A 14,383-nucleotide genomic window follows, 5' to 3' on the forward strand; every position below is an offset into this window, starting at 1 on the left:
CCAGGGTCCACTCGGTCAGCTCGCGGATATTGCCCGTTTCCTCGGCGATGCCGATGAAGCTGTCGGGCGGGATGGCGCCCCGCAGGGGGTGCTTCCAGCGGATCAGGGCCTCGACGCCATGCACCTCGCCATCGGCGGTGGTCACTTTCGGTTGGTAGTGCAAGCTCAGGTCGCCGGCGTGCAGGCCCCGGCGCATCTCGCTCATCAGAGCCAGGTTGAGGGAGGGATCGGCATAGGCGTCGGCTTGATAGGTGATCACGCGGCGGTTCTGACGTCGGGCTTCGTCCAGGGCCAGGGCGGCGTTTTCCAAGAGCCGTTCAGCATCGTCCTGAGGGCTGATCTGCCGGGCCACGCCCAGCTTGATGAAGGCGTCGACCGGGTGGCCAGCGACCTCGTGGCCGGGATCCAGGTTTTCGAGCCGCCTCAGGTCGGCGATCAGGGTGGCGGCGTCGGCGCGTTGCAGGACCAGCCCGAGGACCGACGTCGAGAGGTGGGCGACCCGGCTGTCGCAGCAGACCGCCTCCAGGCGGGCAGCCACGCCGCGAACGATCAGGTTGGAAAGGCTGTAGCCGACCGCGCCGCGCATGGTGGGGTAGCGGTCGATGCCGATGGCCACCACGGCCAGGGCGCCGCCGTCCTCGCGCTGCATCTGGTTCGCGATTTCGGTCAGCAGGGCTCTGCGGTTGGGAAGGCCGGTTTCCGGTTCGTGCAGGGCCAGGTGCAACAGGCCGGCCTCACGCTCGGCGACAATCGACCGGGCCCGGCGGGCGAGTTCGACCCGTGTGGCCCACAGCAGGCAGAGGATTTGGGCCGCCACCAGGGGCGCGACAGATGGGCTGACCGGGGCCAGGTTTTGCAACAGGATCGGCAGGGTGAGCAGGCCGACTCCAACGGCGGTGTGCCGGCGCGTCAGAGCTCCAAGGGAGGCGTCCCGGTCGGCGCGCAGGAACAGGATCAGCAGGCAGGCGAGGGCGAAGGTCATCCAGGCCGGCGGCGTCATCAGGGCTCGGCCGCTGGTGAGGTTCTCGAAGGCCAGGGCGTGGATATAGACCCCGTTCACCGTGCCGGCCTGCGGTGTCGCGAACTCATCGCCTAGCTCCAGGGCGGTGGCCCCGATCAGGATGGACCGTCCCCGCACCAGCTTCGGATCGAACCGGTTGCGGTAGACGTCTTGAAAGCTCAGGTGATCGATCTCGCGCACCCGAGCGCCATAGTCGATCAGGAAGCTGTCACGCCGCTGCAGGGGTGTCTGAGCCAAGGAGGCGCCCATGGAGGGGCGATAGGTCTCGTCGGCGCCGAAGCCATAGGTGTAGCGACGCACGCGGCCATCGGCGTCCACCGGAATGTTCACGCTGGCGAGCAGGGCTTCGGTGGAGAGCCCCCGCAGTGGCGAGGTTTCCACCATGCTGGACCTGCCGTCGGCCCCTCGTACCGGTTGGACGAAGGTCGGCAGGATGACGGAGCCGGGCCGAGCCGCGATGGCGTCGGCCAGGGCCGCGTCCGTGGCCGAGGTGGCGGTGGCGCTGAAGTCGACGTCAAAGGCCACCACCTTGGCGCCCGCCGCCTGCAGATTGCCGATGGCCGTGGCGAACCGGTCTCGCCCCCAGGGCCAGCGCCCGGCCGCCCGCAGGCTGGGAACGTCAATCTCGACGACGGTGATCTGGTGACTGGGCGCGCGTTGCAACGCCTTGAACCGCAGGGTGGCTAGGCCGTCTTCGATCGGCGTGAGCATCCCACTCAGCATGGCGAGCGCGACGCCGGCGGCGACAGCGGCCAGGCCGGCTTGCCGCCGTAGCCGTCTGATCAGATCGCGCGGTCGGATCACTTCGGGCCACGCCCCTTGCCACCGCCCAGAAGTCCCTCGGTCACGCCGCCGACCAGGCCGTCAACGGTGGCGATGACGCCCGGGACAACACCGTTCGAACCCCCATTGCCGTTGCCGTTCCCGTTCCCATTGGTGCTGACCGTGGCGTTTCCGGTCACGTTCGAGCCGTTGCCGTTGCCGTTGCCGTTGCCGTTGCCGTTGCCGTTAGCGGCAGTGGTGGTCCCAGCGTCGACCGAGGCGCTACCGTTGCCATTCCCGTTGCTGTTGCCATTGGTGCTGACCGTGGCGTTTCCGGTCACGTTCGAGCCATTGCTGTTGCCGTTGTTTCCATTGCCGTTGGCCGTGGAGGTCCCGGCCTCGGTCGAGCTGCCGTCGTTCCCGTTGCCGGTATTCCCATTGCCGCCGGCGTGTTCGCCCGCGTTCAAGTTGGCGTTCCCTCCAGCGGTTTCCGAAGTGTGACCTCCATTGGCCGCACCGATGAACGCGGCTTGAGGTGGCCGGTCGTTCTGGGTGATCTCGAACGCGGGCGTCGCGCGGGTTCCAGCCTCCCCAGCGGGCGACTCCGAAGATGCGTTGCCAGACGCGACAACGACGGTAGCGCCCGACATCATCGTCGGAGCGCCGGAGTCCACCAACCCGCCAGACACGACCTTGTAGTCCAGCGGCTCGATCTTTACCGCCGGGGCTTCCCCGCTGGTGGGCGCCATCGTCCCGGTGACCTGCACCGATTGGGGCGCATCGCGCGCCACCGCTCCAGTAGAGCCAGCCGGGACATCTCCGGCCATATCCGTGGCGTTGGAGCGAACCTCCACCAGACCCTCAGCCACGTTGACCGAGTCCGCCTGCGGGCCCACCACCACGGTGAAGGTGGTGCCCTTGACGATGGCCGCCAGCAGGGGCGTGTCCACGCGGAAGTGCGGCGCCTTCTGTTTGTCGACCTTGAACATCACCGCGCCGAGATCCTGCATCACTCGCGTGAAGCCGCCGGAGTCGGGCGCCACGGTCATCCGGCTGTTGGGACCTACGACAATGTGCTGCAGCCCATTGTCGAGGGCCGCCCGAGCGCCGAGCGTGGTGGTGATGCTGGAGCCCGTAGGCACCGCCTGGTTCAACCTCGCCGGAGCCGCTTCGGCCCCCGGGACGGCGATGCGGACCGTGCCATTGACCTCGACCAGTCGCCACTCCGCAGCCTGAGCCGAGCTCGCGAAGGCAAGGACCGAACAGGCGAAGAGGAGGGACTTGCAGCGCATGGGTAACCCCAAATTGTGGGTCGAAAAACTGGCCCGGTTGTCACAATTGGCCTGACCGTGGCTAAGCCTTTGCTAAGGTGGAAGAAAAATTCCGGGCATTAGGGTCTCGTTCACCATGTTCGGTCACGAAAGGACTTGGTGTTTCGAAGGTGGGCATGGCGTTGGCGTGGTCGGGTTCAGGGGCGTGGCGCTCAGCGGACTGGCCTGTCCGTGGGGCCATGCTGATCGCGGCGGCCATGTTCCTGTCACTCCCTGTCTTGGCCTGGCCACAGGATGACGTGGCTCCGGAGACGGCGTGCGGCAGGCCAGACAGCGGCTGCTTCCAGCTCAACGCCGTCAGCCTCGAAGGCCTGACCGTCTACAAGCCCGGCGATCTCGCGCCGCTCTATCAGGCCTATCTCACCCGCGAGGTGAGCACCGCTGATCTCGTAACCATCGCCACGGCGATCACGGACAAGTACCGGGCGGACGGCTATTTCCTGTCCCGCGCGGTTGTCCCGCCTCAGTCGCCCGCAACGGGCGTCGCGCGGATACGCATCTACGAGGGCTATATCAGCGCCGTGGACCTGACGGGCATCGGCGCCCCGGCCGCCTCCCCCTATCTCAAAGGTCTGTCCGAGCTTCGTCCCCTGCGCCTGTCCGAGCTTGAGCGGCGCCTCAGCCTGGCCGGTGATGAACCTGGCATCCAGATCAAGACCGAGCTCGAGCCGGTCCTGGAAGATCCGGCCCGGCACCGCCTGGTGGCCGTCGCCAGCCTCAAGCCCCTGGCCGTCTCCACCTATGTCGATAACCGCGGCTCCAAGACCAGTGGTCCCTGGCAGGCCTATGCGCGGGCGGCCAAGAACTCCGCGATACGTCCGGGCGACCAGCTCGCCCTGGCGGTGTTGACGGTTCCCAATGATCCGCACGCCTATGCCTATGGGGAGGTGAGCTACTCCACCCCGCTCGGCGGCGACGGCTCGCGGCTGCGCGGCTCGATCGGCGTCGCCAAGGCCCGCGACGGCGCCAACCCCCTCTCAGCCGATGTCGGCAGCCAGAGCGTCGCTGCGAGCGTCAGCTACCTGAAACCCGTGAAGCGGAACCGGCGCGTCAACGCCTGGGCCCAGGCCACCCTGCAGGCGCGGCACATTGAACAGGATTGGACCGACACCGGCGGCTACGCCGATAACGTCGTGGTGCTTCGCGGCGCCTTCAACGCCGACACGAACGGGCCCGGACGGTCCAGCAATCTGTTCGCCCAGGTCTCGGCCGGCCAGCGCGGCCAGCCCGGCAGCCAGCCTGGCGAGGGCCTGTCGCGCGCTGACGCCTCGCGACGGTTCGTGAAGGTCAATGTCCACGGCTCGCACTATCGTGACCTCGGGCCCAGGACGGGCCTCTTCCTCTCCGCCCAGGGGCAGTGGTCGCCAGACCGCCTGCTATCTTCGGAGGAGTTTGTGGTCGGCGGGGCTCCCTACGGGCGGGGCTACAATTACGCGGAGATCGGCGGCGACCAGGGGGTGGCGGGCTCGGCCGAACTGCGCGCCGGCTTCGCCCCCAAGCGGGGGCCGTTCAGCTTCCTGCAGGCCTACGGCTTCTTCGACGCAGGCAAGGTGTGGAATCTGAAGCGGACGGGCGGTGACGCCGACCTCGCCTCCACCGGTGGTGGCGTCCGCGCCCGCGTGGGCGACCGTGCAACCTTCACCATCGAGGCCGCCCGGCCCCTGACCCGCACACCCTTTGAACGCCGCAAGAAGACCTGGCGGCCATTCTTCGCGCTCTCGACGCGGTTCTAGGGACCGACAGCAAAACGCCCCGCGGCTGAGCCACGGGGCGTTGTGTATTTTCAGATCGGCCAGCTCGTCAGCCTAATCGATGGGGCTCCAGCGCTTGGCCGGGGCCGCGGAGGCGCCTTCGCGCTTGGGGCCTTTGAAGGCCGCTTGGCTGATGGGGGTGGTGGACGCGCGCTCGCCGCTGGTGCGGGCGCCGTGAGGGTGGCGATCGCCGCCGCCGCCGCCGTTGCCGCCGCCGTGACCCTTGGCGGGACGATTGCGTTGCGCGCGCAGGCCGCCCGGCAGGTCGCTGCGGTTCTGCGGCTTGCGGGTTCCGCCGGCGCCGTTGCGGTCGCCACCGTGGTTCTTGCGTCCGGCCTCGGCCCGCTCGGCGGCCACTTCAGGCATGGCTTGCGTCATGACCATAAGGGCGCGGTCGCCGCGGCGTTCCTCGGTGGGGATGTTCTGGCGCGTCACCTTCTGGATGTCGCGCAGCAGGTTGCGTTCGTCGTCGGCGCAGAAGGCCACGGCCGAACCGCCGGCCCCGGCGCGGGCCGTACGGCCGATCCGGTGGACGTAGCTCTCCGGCACGTTGGGCAGTTCGTACTGCACGACGTGGGTCACGGCGTCGACGTCGATGCCGCGGGCGGCGATGTCGGTGGCCACCAGGGCGCGGACGTCACCGGCCTTGAAGGCGGCCAGCGCGCGTTCCCGCTGGCCCTGGCTCTTGTCGCCATGGATGGCCGCGGCTTCGACGCCGGCGGCTTCCAGGGACTTGGCGACCCGGTCGGCGCCGCGCTTGGTGCGGGTGAAGACGATGACGCGCTTGAAGTTCTTCTCGGCGAACAGTTCACAGAGCAGGGCGCGCTTGCGGGCGGTTTCGACGAAGATCACCTTCTGGTCGACCCGTTCCACGGTGGTGGCCTGCGGGGTGACCGAGACCTTCAGCGGGTTGGGGTTGAGCAGTTCGCCGGCCAGCTTGCCGATCTCGGTGGGCATGGTGGCGGAGAAGAACAGGTTCTGCCGTTCCTTGGGCAGATACTTCACGATCCGGCGGATGGGCAGGATGAAGCCCATGTCCAGCATCTGGTCGGCTTCGTCGAGGACGAAGATCTCGACGCCCTGCAGGGTGATGGTCTTCTCGCCCAGGTGGTCGATCAGTCGGCCAGGGGTGGCCACCAGCACGTCGACGCCGCCGGCGAGCGCGCGCATCTGGCCGCCGTACTTCACGCCGCCGAACACGACGGCGACGGAGACGCCCAGATGCTTGCCATAGGTCTTGAAGCTCTCGCCGATCTGGGTGGCGAGTTCACGGGTGGGGGACAGAACCAGCACGCGGCAGCCGCGACGCGGCGCGGGCTTACGGTCGGCGGCCAGGCGATGCAGGATCGGCAGGGCGAAGGCGGCGGTCTTGCCGGTGCCGGTCTGGGCGATGCCCAGCAGGTCCTTGCCGGTCATGACGCCGGGAATGGCCTGGGTCTGGATCGGGGTGGGGGTGGTGTAGCCTTCGTCGGCCAGGGCCTTCAGCAGAGGTTGAGCGAGGCCGAAGTCGGTGAACTTGGTCAAAACGTATGTATCTTTCACATATGCGCCGAATGCGGCCGCTCGCCGGGGGCGAGGGTCGCGAAGACGCGGGTCATTTGTGGAAAGCCCCCGCGTGGCGGGGCGATCTATGCGATCTCTTTCGGCGCTCGACAGGCTGGGACCTTCGTAAATCCCATCACGCGGCTGGAGCGCCATAGCGCCGCGAATTGCTGCAGCGCGGGGCTCCTATGCGCCGGGATGCCCTGGAAGTCAACCGAATATGGCCAAGCTGGCGGGATTGGCCCGAACGTCGCCATTAGCTATGAAGGCCGCAACGCCCTTTCGCCGTAGGGATTCCGATGATCCGCGCCCTGGTTTTGACGGTCGTCCTGGCGTTCGCCTCCGGCGCTCACGCCCAGCGCGTGGAAACCCGGCCCTTCGCAGATGCGGCGCCGCCGACCCTGAGCGCGGGCCTCGAAGGCCGCTTCGCTGCGCAGACCTATGACGGTCTTCCCTACCGGCTGCTGACGCCGCCCGGGCCAGGCCGCCATCCCCTGGTGTTGGTCCTGCACGGATCAGGGGCTATCGGGAGCGATAACCTCAGCCAACTTGGTGTCTTCGCCCGAGCCTGGGCCGAGCCCGCCCTGGCGGACCTGGACGCCTATGTCGCCGTGCCCCAGGCGCCGACCCGCAGCGCCGACTACCAGCCGGACGCCGACGGCCTGCTGGCTTCGCGGCCGGGATCGTCCCTGCCGGCGATCCTCGCCCTGGTCGAGGATATGGCCACCCGCCTGCCGGTGGACCGTTCGCGGATCTATCTGGTCGGCTTCTCGATGGGCGGCTCGGCGGCCCTGCAGGCGCTGCTGCTGAAGCCGGATCTGTTCGCCGCCGCCGTGGCCTTCTCCCCGGTCCCGCCACCCCGGGATCGGGCTGCCAGGCTCGCCGCCACCCCCATGATGCTGGTGCACGGGACCGCCGACACCGAGAACCCCTATGCCCCGGACCAGGCCTGGGCCCAGGCGATGGCGAGGGCGGGCGGCCACCCGCGGGTCATCGTCTATGACGGCATGGATCACCGCGTCCCGCCAGACATGCTGGCGGCCCGGGACTGGCGGGACTGGCTCTTCGCCCAACGCCGCTAGCCGCGCGCCACCACGCCGGGATCGTCGCCGGCCGCATAGGGCCGCATCTCGTAGGTCAGGACGTGGACACCGCCGCCGATCTTGTAGCGGTCGAGGGTGTCGGGCCCGCAACTCGCCGTGCCCAGACCGCGCTGACGGATATCGAGGTTGACCCAGGTTTCCGCCCTCGGCGTCAGGTCGGTGGTGTGGGTCGCGGCGAACAGGTCGGCGGGGGTGAAGTGGCTGGCCGACCCCTCGCAGGACGCCACGAACACCAGCCCCGCCTCGGCCCCCTCCACCGCCATCCATCGCAGGTCGGTCTTGTTCCCGTGCTCCTGAGGCAGGACATAGGGCACGTACTGGCCGCTCACCGTGCCCTCGAACCGCCCGATCCAGCCGGCGGCCTTGCGGTCGACATAGGTGTCGCCAGGCCCGCACCCGAACCAGGCCAGCCGCTCGAAACCCTCGGGCAGGGCCAGGGTGACGCCGAGACGCGGCAGGTCTGGCAGGGCCGCGTCGACGTCAAAGCGGTTGGTCACGGCGATCCGGCCATCCGCCGTGATCTTGTAGTCCTGGCGATGGCCGATGGCCTGAGGAAGACTGGCGCTGGCCCAGGCCTGAGTGACGGTCACCACCACGCTGCCGGCCGCCTCGGAGACCTCGACCTTCGCCTTGCGAGGAACCAGGCCGTCCAGCCCCGCCGCCAACCATTGTCCCAGCGGCTTGGCCTCCTGGTTCGACCAGCCCTTGATCCCGTCATTATCGGTGGCGCCGCGCCAGACCTGCAGGCGGGGTCCCTCCAGCACCAGCGGATGGTTGCGCCAGAGATAGCGATCCAGGGTTCCCGAGGCCTTGGAGAACACGACCTCGAAGCCCTCGCCGCTGACACGCACGGTCTCGTCGGTCTGCGCCAGCACCAGGGTTCCGGTCAGCCGCTCCGCGGGCCTGCTCGCCTTCACGGGCAGACTGACCGGCAGTTGCGCCCAGGCCAGTTCGTGTCCCGCCGCAGCCCAAGGCGTAGCCTGCGCCAGAGCGAACCGAACCCTGAGGAAGGCTTCCTGGCCAAGCTCGATGTCGGGTTTGGGTAGGTCGAGCGACAGGACCTCGGTCTCGCCCGGCGTGGTGGTCAGCCTGGGCAACTTGCCCTCGGCCACAACGCGCCCGTCGACCTCCAGCGCCCAGGTCCCGGCGAGGTCCTCGAGCGTCGTGAAATCCCGCTTGTTGGTGACCGCCAGCCGTTCGCCACCCCAGGCCACAGCAACCGGCTGGGCCAGGGTCTTGAACTCCCAGAGCGCCGGGTGCGGCACGCGGTCGGCGCCGACGATGCCGTCGCAGCAGAAGTTGAGGTCGTTGGGGGTGTCGCCGAAGTCGCCGCCATAGGCCATGAACGGCCGGCCGTCTGGGGTTTGCTTCAGGAGCCCGTGGTCCGCCCACTCCCAGATGAAGCCGCCCTGCAGGCCGTGGTGGCTTTCGAAGGCCTCCCAGTAGTCCGAGAGGCTGCCGTTGGAATTGCCCATGGCGTGGGAATATTCACACAGGATCATTGGCCGCCGGTCGGCTGGGTCGTTGGTCTTGGCCCAGGCCACGATGTTCTCGATGGGCGGATACATGGGACAGACGATGTCGCTGGCCATGGCGCCGGGCGCCCCGCCGGCCTTCAGCCCCCCCGCCGCCACGATATGCTGCAGGGCCGCGCTGGGGTCCCAGCCCCAGATGGCGCCCTCATAGTGCAGGGGCCGGGAGGGATCGTACTGGCGGATCCAGCCGGCCATGCCGTCGTGGTTGGGGCCGTAGCCGCTCTCATTGCCCAGGGACCAGAGGATGACGCTGGGATGGTTCTTGTCCCGCTCCACCATGCGCAGGCCCCGCTCCAGGAACTGGCTGGCGTAGCGGGGGTCGCGGCAGAGGCTGTGCAGGAAGTCGTGGCTCTCGATATCGGCCTCGTCCACCAGATAGAGGCCGTATTCGTCGCAGAGGTCGTACCAGGCCTCGTGGTTCGGATAGTGGCTGGTGCGCACGGCATTGACGTTGAATTGCTTCATCAGCAGCACGTCGGCCAGCATGTCCTCCCGGGTGATGGCCTTGCCTCGGGTCGGGTGGTGCTCGTGGCGGTTCATGCCGGCGATCAGCACAGGCTTGCCGTTAATCAGCAGCTCGCGGTCGCCCAGCTCCACGCGGCGGAAGCCGACGCGGACGCTGGTGGCCTCCACCGCCGGGCCGTCGCCGCGGTGCAGGGTGACCACCAGGGTGTAGAGGTTCGGCGTCTCGGACGACCATCGGCGGGCGGCGGGCACGACGGTTTCCAGAGTCACCTGGCCAAGGGCGGGGCGATACGGACTGTGTCCCTTCACCGCGGACCAGACCTTCTTGCGCAGGGGCGCATCAAGGACGGGAACCTCGCCGTCATAGAGCTGGACCTCAACCTCCCAGCCGTTGTCGGGCTCGCCCGGGAAGCCCAGCTTCACGGTGACGCCCAGCGTGCCGGTGACGTAGTCGTCCTCCAGCCCGGCGCGGGCGAAGACGTCGGCGATGTGGGTGGGGGCGCTGGCGATCAGCTCCACGTCGCGGTGGATGCCCCCCATCCACCACTGGTCCTGGTCCTCGATGTAGGAGGCGTCCGACCACTTCACGACGGCGCAGGCCAGCAGGTTTTTCGCGCCCGACGTGACAAGGCTGGTGATGTCGAAGTCCTGCGGCAGGCGGCTGTCCTTGCCCATCCCCACCGCCACGCCGTTGACCCAGACGTAGAGCACGCTTTCCGCGGCCCCGATCCGCAGCACGATCCGCCGCCCGTCCCAGCCAGCCGGAACCTCGAAGGCTGTGCGGTAGAGGCCGGTCGGGTTCTCGTCGGGCACATTGGGCGCGGCCAGGGGAAAGGGCATCTGGACGTTGGTGTAGTGGGGGCGGTCGTGGCCATGCATCGTCCAGTTGGACGGCACGGGGAGCTGGCCCCAGGCCGTGTCGTCGAACGATCGCGCGACGAAGTCCGCCGGGATCGCCTCGGGCCGGTCGGCCAGCGTGAACTTCCAGTCGCCGTTCAGCGAGCGGACGAAGGGGGAAGGGCCGCGCGCCAAGGCGCTCTCGCCATCGCCATAGGGTGTGAAGCTGGCGCGGGCGGGCAGGCGACCGACGGAGACGGTCTCGGGATGGACCCAGGTCCGGGTCGTTCCTTGGAACAGCAGCTCTTTCACAGGTCGAGGCGGTAGATCTTGGTGGCCGTGCCGGAATAGAGCGCGGTCTTCTCCGCCGCCGAGGCGCCCTTGGTCAGGACCTTGAAGGCGTTCCACAGCACGTCGTAGTCGCAGCTGCCGATGTCGACCGGGAAGTTGCTCTCGAACATGCCGCGCTCTGGCCCGAACGCCTCGATGCAGGTTTCGATATAGGGCCTCCACTCCGCCGCCAGGGCCTCCGACGAGGTGGGCGGATCGGACATGAAGGAGGAGAAGCCCGGGAACACCATGGCCAGCCCGCCCAGCTTCACCGCCACATTGGGCAGGGCCGCCAGCTTCAGGATATTCGCCTTCCAGATCGGGAATCGCTCCTCCCGCTTGCCGGCATAGCTGGCGATGCCCAGCGGCGTGCCGACGTGGTCCAGGATGATCTGGGTTTCGGGGAAGGCCTTGGCCAGGTCGATCAGGTCCGGAAGCTGCGGCTCCAGCATCCAGGCGTCGAAGGAGAGGCCGAGCGGCGCCAACTGGGCGAACCCCTCGCGGAACTTGGCCGACATGTAGAGGCCGCCCTCCTGCCGGGCCAACGGGCCGAGCACGTCCTTGTCGGGATCGGAGGAGGCGCTCTGCCGGATGCCGCGGAAGCGTCCGCCACCGGCGGCGATGTGGGCCTCCAGCACCTCAAGTACCGCCCCGCCGAGGTTGCAGTCGGCATGGCCGACGATCCCGGCGCAGGCCAGGACATCCCCATAGAGGCCGCTGGCCGACATGGCCGCGACACCGTTCACGAACTCGGTCTCGCCTACCGGCCGCATCGCCGGGCTGGCGCTGCGCCGGTACATGGAGCCGCACTCCATGTAGACGGTGGCCTTGACGTTGTGGCCGCAGGTCATGTCGGCCAGCAGTTCCGGGAACAGGTAGCGCGGCACGCGGCGCGTCACGTGCTCGAACCCGTGCTTGGGCGGGGGCAGGGCGGCCATCATGGCCGCAGGCCGTTCCCACAGGTGGTGGTGCGGATCGACGATCGGCAGGTCGGGCTCGAGGATGGTCTCGCGGCTCATGAGTGGACTTCCTGCAGGATGGCGTCGGCCATCAGGGTCTGGGTCTTGGCCTGGCAGGCCGGGGCGGTCTCAGAGAGCAGCTGCACCATGCCGACGAAGATCAGGTCGTTGGTGGGATCGACCCAGAACCAGGTCCCCGCCGCGCCGTCCCAGTGATAGGTCCCGAGCCCGGCGGGTATCGCCGCCTTCGCCGGGTCGGTGAACACCACGCCGTTGTAGCCGAACCCGAAGCCGGGACGCAGTTGCTGCAGGCCGACGCCGAAGCGCGCCTCCAGCAGCTCGTCGGAGAGCTGGTTGGTCATCATCTGTTTCACCGCCGCCTGGCTGACGATGCGCTGGCCCGCGAACTCACCGCCATTGGCCAGCATCTGGGCGAAGCGGGCATAGTCGCCGGCCGTGGAGACCAGACCGCCGCCGCCCGAGGCCAGGGCCGGCGGCTCGTCGTAGTCCCGCAACAACGGGTTGCCCTCCAGGGCCACCAGGCCCCGGCTCTTGCTGGTGCGGTAGAGGGTGGCCAGCCGGCTCTTCTTCTCCGGCGGGGTGTGGAAGGCGGTGTCCACCATGCCCAGGGGCCCGAAGATCTTTTCCTGCATGAAGGCCGGCAGGGTCTGGCCCGACAGCTTCTCGATGATCGCCCCCTGGACGTCCATGGCCAGGGAATAGACCCACCTGCTGCCCGGCTGGTAGGCCAGGGGTAGGGCCCCCAGCTTGGCGCCCATCTCCGCCAGGTCGGCCGAGCGCCAGACGTCGGCGGCCTCGTACAGTTTCTCAAGGCCCCCCATCGGCTCGCGGCCATAGGTCAGGCCGGCGGTATGGGTCAGCAGCTCGCGCAGGGTCGGGGGATGGTCGGCGGGGATCAGGATCGGCTCGCCGTCGTCGCCCAGGCCGCCGAACACCTTGGCGCCCGCGAAGGCCGGCAGGTGTTTCTCGATCGGATCGTCGGGCGACCACAGGCCCTGGTCGTGCAGAATCATCATGGCCACCGCGGTCACCGGCTTGGTCATGGAGAAGATGCGGAACATGGTGTCGAGCGCTATCGGCTCGCCCTTGGCGATGTCCTTCATGCCGATCGCGCTGACGTGAGCGATGTGGCCGTGGCGGGCGGTCAGGGTGACGTAGCCGGCGGCCACGCCCTTATCCACCAGGCCCTGGAGATAGGCGTCGATGGCGGTCAGCCCGGCGCTGGACAGACCGGCCTCAGCGGGGGTCGAGGGGGTCAGGTCACGGTTGGGCATCAGGCGGGTTCCTTGGCGGCCAGGACCGCGTCGCGGATCAGCGGCAGGCGGTCGTTGCCGAAATACATGTCGGTCCTGTTCACGAAGAGGGTCGGCGAGCCGAAGCCGCCGCGGGCGACCACCTCCTCGGTGTTGAACCGCAGCTGGTCCTTGACCGCCGGCTCGGCGATCCCGGCCAGGAAGGCGGCCGGATCGACGCCGAGGCTCTCGCAGACCCCGGCCAGCACGGCGTCCTGCGAGATGTCCTGGTTGTCGCTCCAATAGGCCTTGAAGACCGCGTCGGCGAAGGGAACCAGCTTGCCCTGCGGCGCGAGCCAGATGCAGCCGCGCATGGCCTTGACGCTGTTCACCGGGAACACCTTGGGCGGGAAGGTGATGGCGATGCCGGAGTGCCGCGCCCAGTCGTCCAGGTCCTTCTTCATGTAGCGCGCCTTGGCCGGCACCGGCGTCGCCCGCTGCTCATAGACCGAGGGGTTCACGGTGTTGAAGATGCCCCCCACCAGGATCGGCCGCCAGTCGATCTCCACCCCCAGTTCGGCGGCCATCGGCTGCAGGTTGTGGAAGGCCAGATAGGTCCAGGGGCTGGAGCAGTCGAAGAAGCACTCGATCATGTCGCGGTGATCCCAAAGAGGTTCTGCTTGGTCTGCGCGTCCATCTCGCCGGGCCGCGCCATGCGGCCCACGGCGGTCCCGGCCACCACGCCGGGCCGCGCCCGCACCGTGGCGAACCAGCGCTTGATGTGCGGATAGTCGTCCAGGGTGAAGCCCTGCGCCTTGTGGGTGATCAGCCAGGGGAAGCAGGCCATGTCGGCGATGGAGTAGGCCTCGCCCGCCACATAGGCGCCGGTCCGTCCGAGCTGGCCGTCCAGCACACGATAGAGGCGGGCGGCCTCCCGCTCATAGCGGTCGATGGCGTAGGCGATCTTCTCCGGCGCGTAGAGCTTGAAGTGGCCGTTCTGGCCCAGCATTGGGCCTAGGCCCCCCACCTGCCACATCAGCCACTGCATCACCGCCGAACGGCCCCGCAGGTCGGCGGGCAGGAAGCGCCCGGTCTTCTCGGCCAGATAGACCAGGATCGCGCCGGTCTCGAAGATCGGGATCGGCGCCCCGCCGTCGGCCGGATCCTGGTCCACCATGGCCGGGATGCGGTTGTTGGGGCTGAGCTTCAGGAAGTCGGGTGCGAACTGCTCGCCGCGCCCCAGGTTCACCGGGTGGACGGTGTAGGGCAGGCCGCACTCCTCCAGCATGATGCTGATCTTCCAGCCGTTGGGCGTGGCGGCATAGTAGAGGTGGATCACCGGCGTCTCCCGGGCCTCTCAAGGGGCCTTACCCGCAGACTACCCGCCCTGTCGCGCGACGCCACCGTCACCCCGCGTCATTTGCCCCACGCTTGACAGAAATCGGGTCCAGTCGCAGCATTTCCACCGTTCCTGTAGGGCGCATCGGCCATGAC

General features: G+C 68.5%; 10 protein-coding genes. 2 read left to right on the plus strand and 8 right to left on the minus strand.

What is annotated here, in order from left to right; translation table 11 throughout:
- Together AAC997_RS06200 and AAC997_RS06205 are read right to left on the minus strand one after the other, a co-directional pair.
- The coding region (locus tag AAC997_RS06200; RefSeq protein ID WP_340644817.1) for a CHASE2 domain-containing protein at positions 1–1,825 on the minus strand (1,825 nt) is incomplete at its 3' end.
- Positions 1,822–3,075 (minus strand): FecR family protein, encoded by a 1,254-nt coding sequence (locus AAC997_RS06205; RefSeq protein WP_340644818.1) that lies wholly within the window; start codon positions 3,073–3,075, stop codon positions 1,822–1,824. The genes AAC997_RS06200 and AAC997_RS06205, both read right to left, overlap by 4 nt.
- 155 nt (positions 3,076–3,230) lie before the next feature.
- Between AAC997_RS06205 and AAC997_RS06210 the strand changes: the two genes are divergently transcribed.
- Positions 3,231–4,847, plus strand: coding sequence for a POTRA domain-containing protein (locus AAC997_RS06210; RefSeq protein ID WP_340644819.1), 1,617 nt, complete (start codon positions 3,231–3,233; stop codon positions 4,845–4,847).
- Between the two features lie 72 nt (positions 4,848–4,919).
- On the opposite strand, the gene AAC997_RS06215 is transcribed toward AAC997_RS06210, so the two are convergent.
- On the minus strand, positions 4,920–6,389 hold the full coding sequence (locus AAC997_RS06215) for a DEAD/DEAH box helicase (RefSeq protein WP_340644820.1): 1,470 nt from the start codon (positions 6,387–6,389) through the stop codon (positions 4,920–4,922).
- 317 nt (positions 6,390–6,706) lie between these two features.
- On the opposite strand from AAC997_RS06215, the gene AAC997_RS06220 reads away from it, so the two are divergent.
- Positions 6,707–7,489 (plus strand): prolyl oligopeptidase family serine peptidase, encoded by a 783-nt coding sequence (locus tag AAC997_RS06220; RefSeq protein ID WP_340644821.1) that lies wholly within the window; start codon positions 6,707–6,709, stop codon positions 7,487–7,489.
- Here the strand turns inward: AAC997_RS06220 and AAC997_RS06225 are convergent.
- The 5 genes from AAC997_RS06225 to AAC997_RS06245 are packed head-to-tail and all read right to left on the minus strand — an operon-like array spanning position 7,486 to position 14,228.
- Complete coding sequence (locus AAC997_RS06225) at positions 7,486–10,659, minus strand: glycoside hydrolase family 2 TIM barrel-domain containing protein (protein WP_340644822.1); 3,174 nt, start codon at positions 10,657–10,659, stop codon at positions 7,486–7,488. The genes AAC997_RS06220 and AAC997_RS06225 overlap by 4 nt on opposite strands.
- Positions 10,656–11,696 carry an amidohydrolase family protein gene (locus tag AAC997_RS06230; protein WP_340644823.1) on the minus strand — a complete coding sequence of 347 codons (1,041 nt, stop codon included), beginning with the start codon at positions 11,694–11,696 and terminating at the stop codon, positions 10,656–10,658. The genes AAC997_RS06225 and AAC997_RS06230 overlap by 4 nt, the downstream gene beginning before the upstream one ends.
- The gene (locus tag AAC997_RS06235) at positions 11,693–12,931 is read right to left on the minus strand and encodes a serine hydrolase domain-containing protein (RefSeq protein WP_340644824.1); all 1,239 of its coding nucleotides are present in this window, start codon (positions 12,929–12,931) and stop codon (positions 11,693–11,695) included. Before AAC997_RS06235 ends, AAC997_RS06230 begins: the two co-directional genes overlap by 4 nt.
- On the minus strand, positions 12,931–13,542 hold the full coding sequence (locus tag AAC997_RS06240; protein ID WP_340644825.1) for a 2-hydroxychromene-2-carboxylate isomerase: 612 nt from the start codon (positions 13,540–13,542) through the stop codon (positions 12,931–12,933). Before AAC997_RS06240 ends, AAC997_RS06235 begins: the two co-directional genes overlap by 1 nt.
- Complete coding sequence (locus AAC997_RS06245) at positions 13,539–14,228, minus strand: glutathione binding-like protein (RefSeq protein WP_340644826.1); 690 nt, start codon at positions 14,226–14,228, stop codon at positions 13,539–13,541. The genes AAC997_RS06240 and AAC997_RS06245 overlap by 4 nt, the downstream gene beginning before the upstream one ends.
- Between the last annotated feature and the right edge of the window lie 155 nt (positions 14,229–14,383).

It is taken from the genome of Phenylobacterium sp. (assembly GCF_037968635.1).
Taxonomy (GTDB): Bacteria; Pseudomonadota; Alphaproteobacteria; order Caulobacterales; family Caulobacteraceae; genus Phenylobacterium.

Excerpts from the sequence above, each read along its gene's own strand:
- AAC997_RS06235 (WP_340644824.1), bottom strand. The coding sequence starts at position 12,931 with ATGCCCAACCGTGACCTGACCCCCTCGACCCCCGCTGAGGCCGGTCTG.
- AAC997_RS06220 (WP_340644821.1), top strand. The coding sequence starts at position 6,707 with ATGATCCGCGCCCTGGTTTTGACGGTCGTCCTGGCGTTCGCCTCCGGC.
- AAC997_RS06240 (WP_340644825.1), bottom strand. The coding sequence starts at position 13,542 with ATGATCGAGTGCTTCTTCGACTGCTCCAGCCCCTGGACCTATCTGGCC.
- AAC997_RS06230 (WP_340644823.1), bottom strand. The coding sequence starts at position 11,696 with ATGAGCCGCGAGACCATCCTCGAGCCCGACCTGCCGATCGTCGATCCG.
- AAC997_RS06210 (WP_340644819.1), top strand. The coding sequence starts at position 3,231 with ATGGCGTTGGCGTGGTCGGGTTCAGGGGCGTGGCGCTCAGCGGACTGG.
- AAC997_RS06205 (WP_340644818.1), bottom strand. The coding sequence starts at position 3,075 with ATGCGCTGCAAGTCCCTCCTCTTCGCCTGTTCGGTCCTTGCCTTCGCG.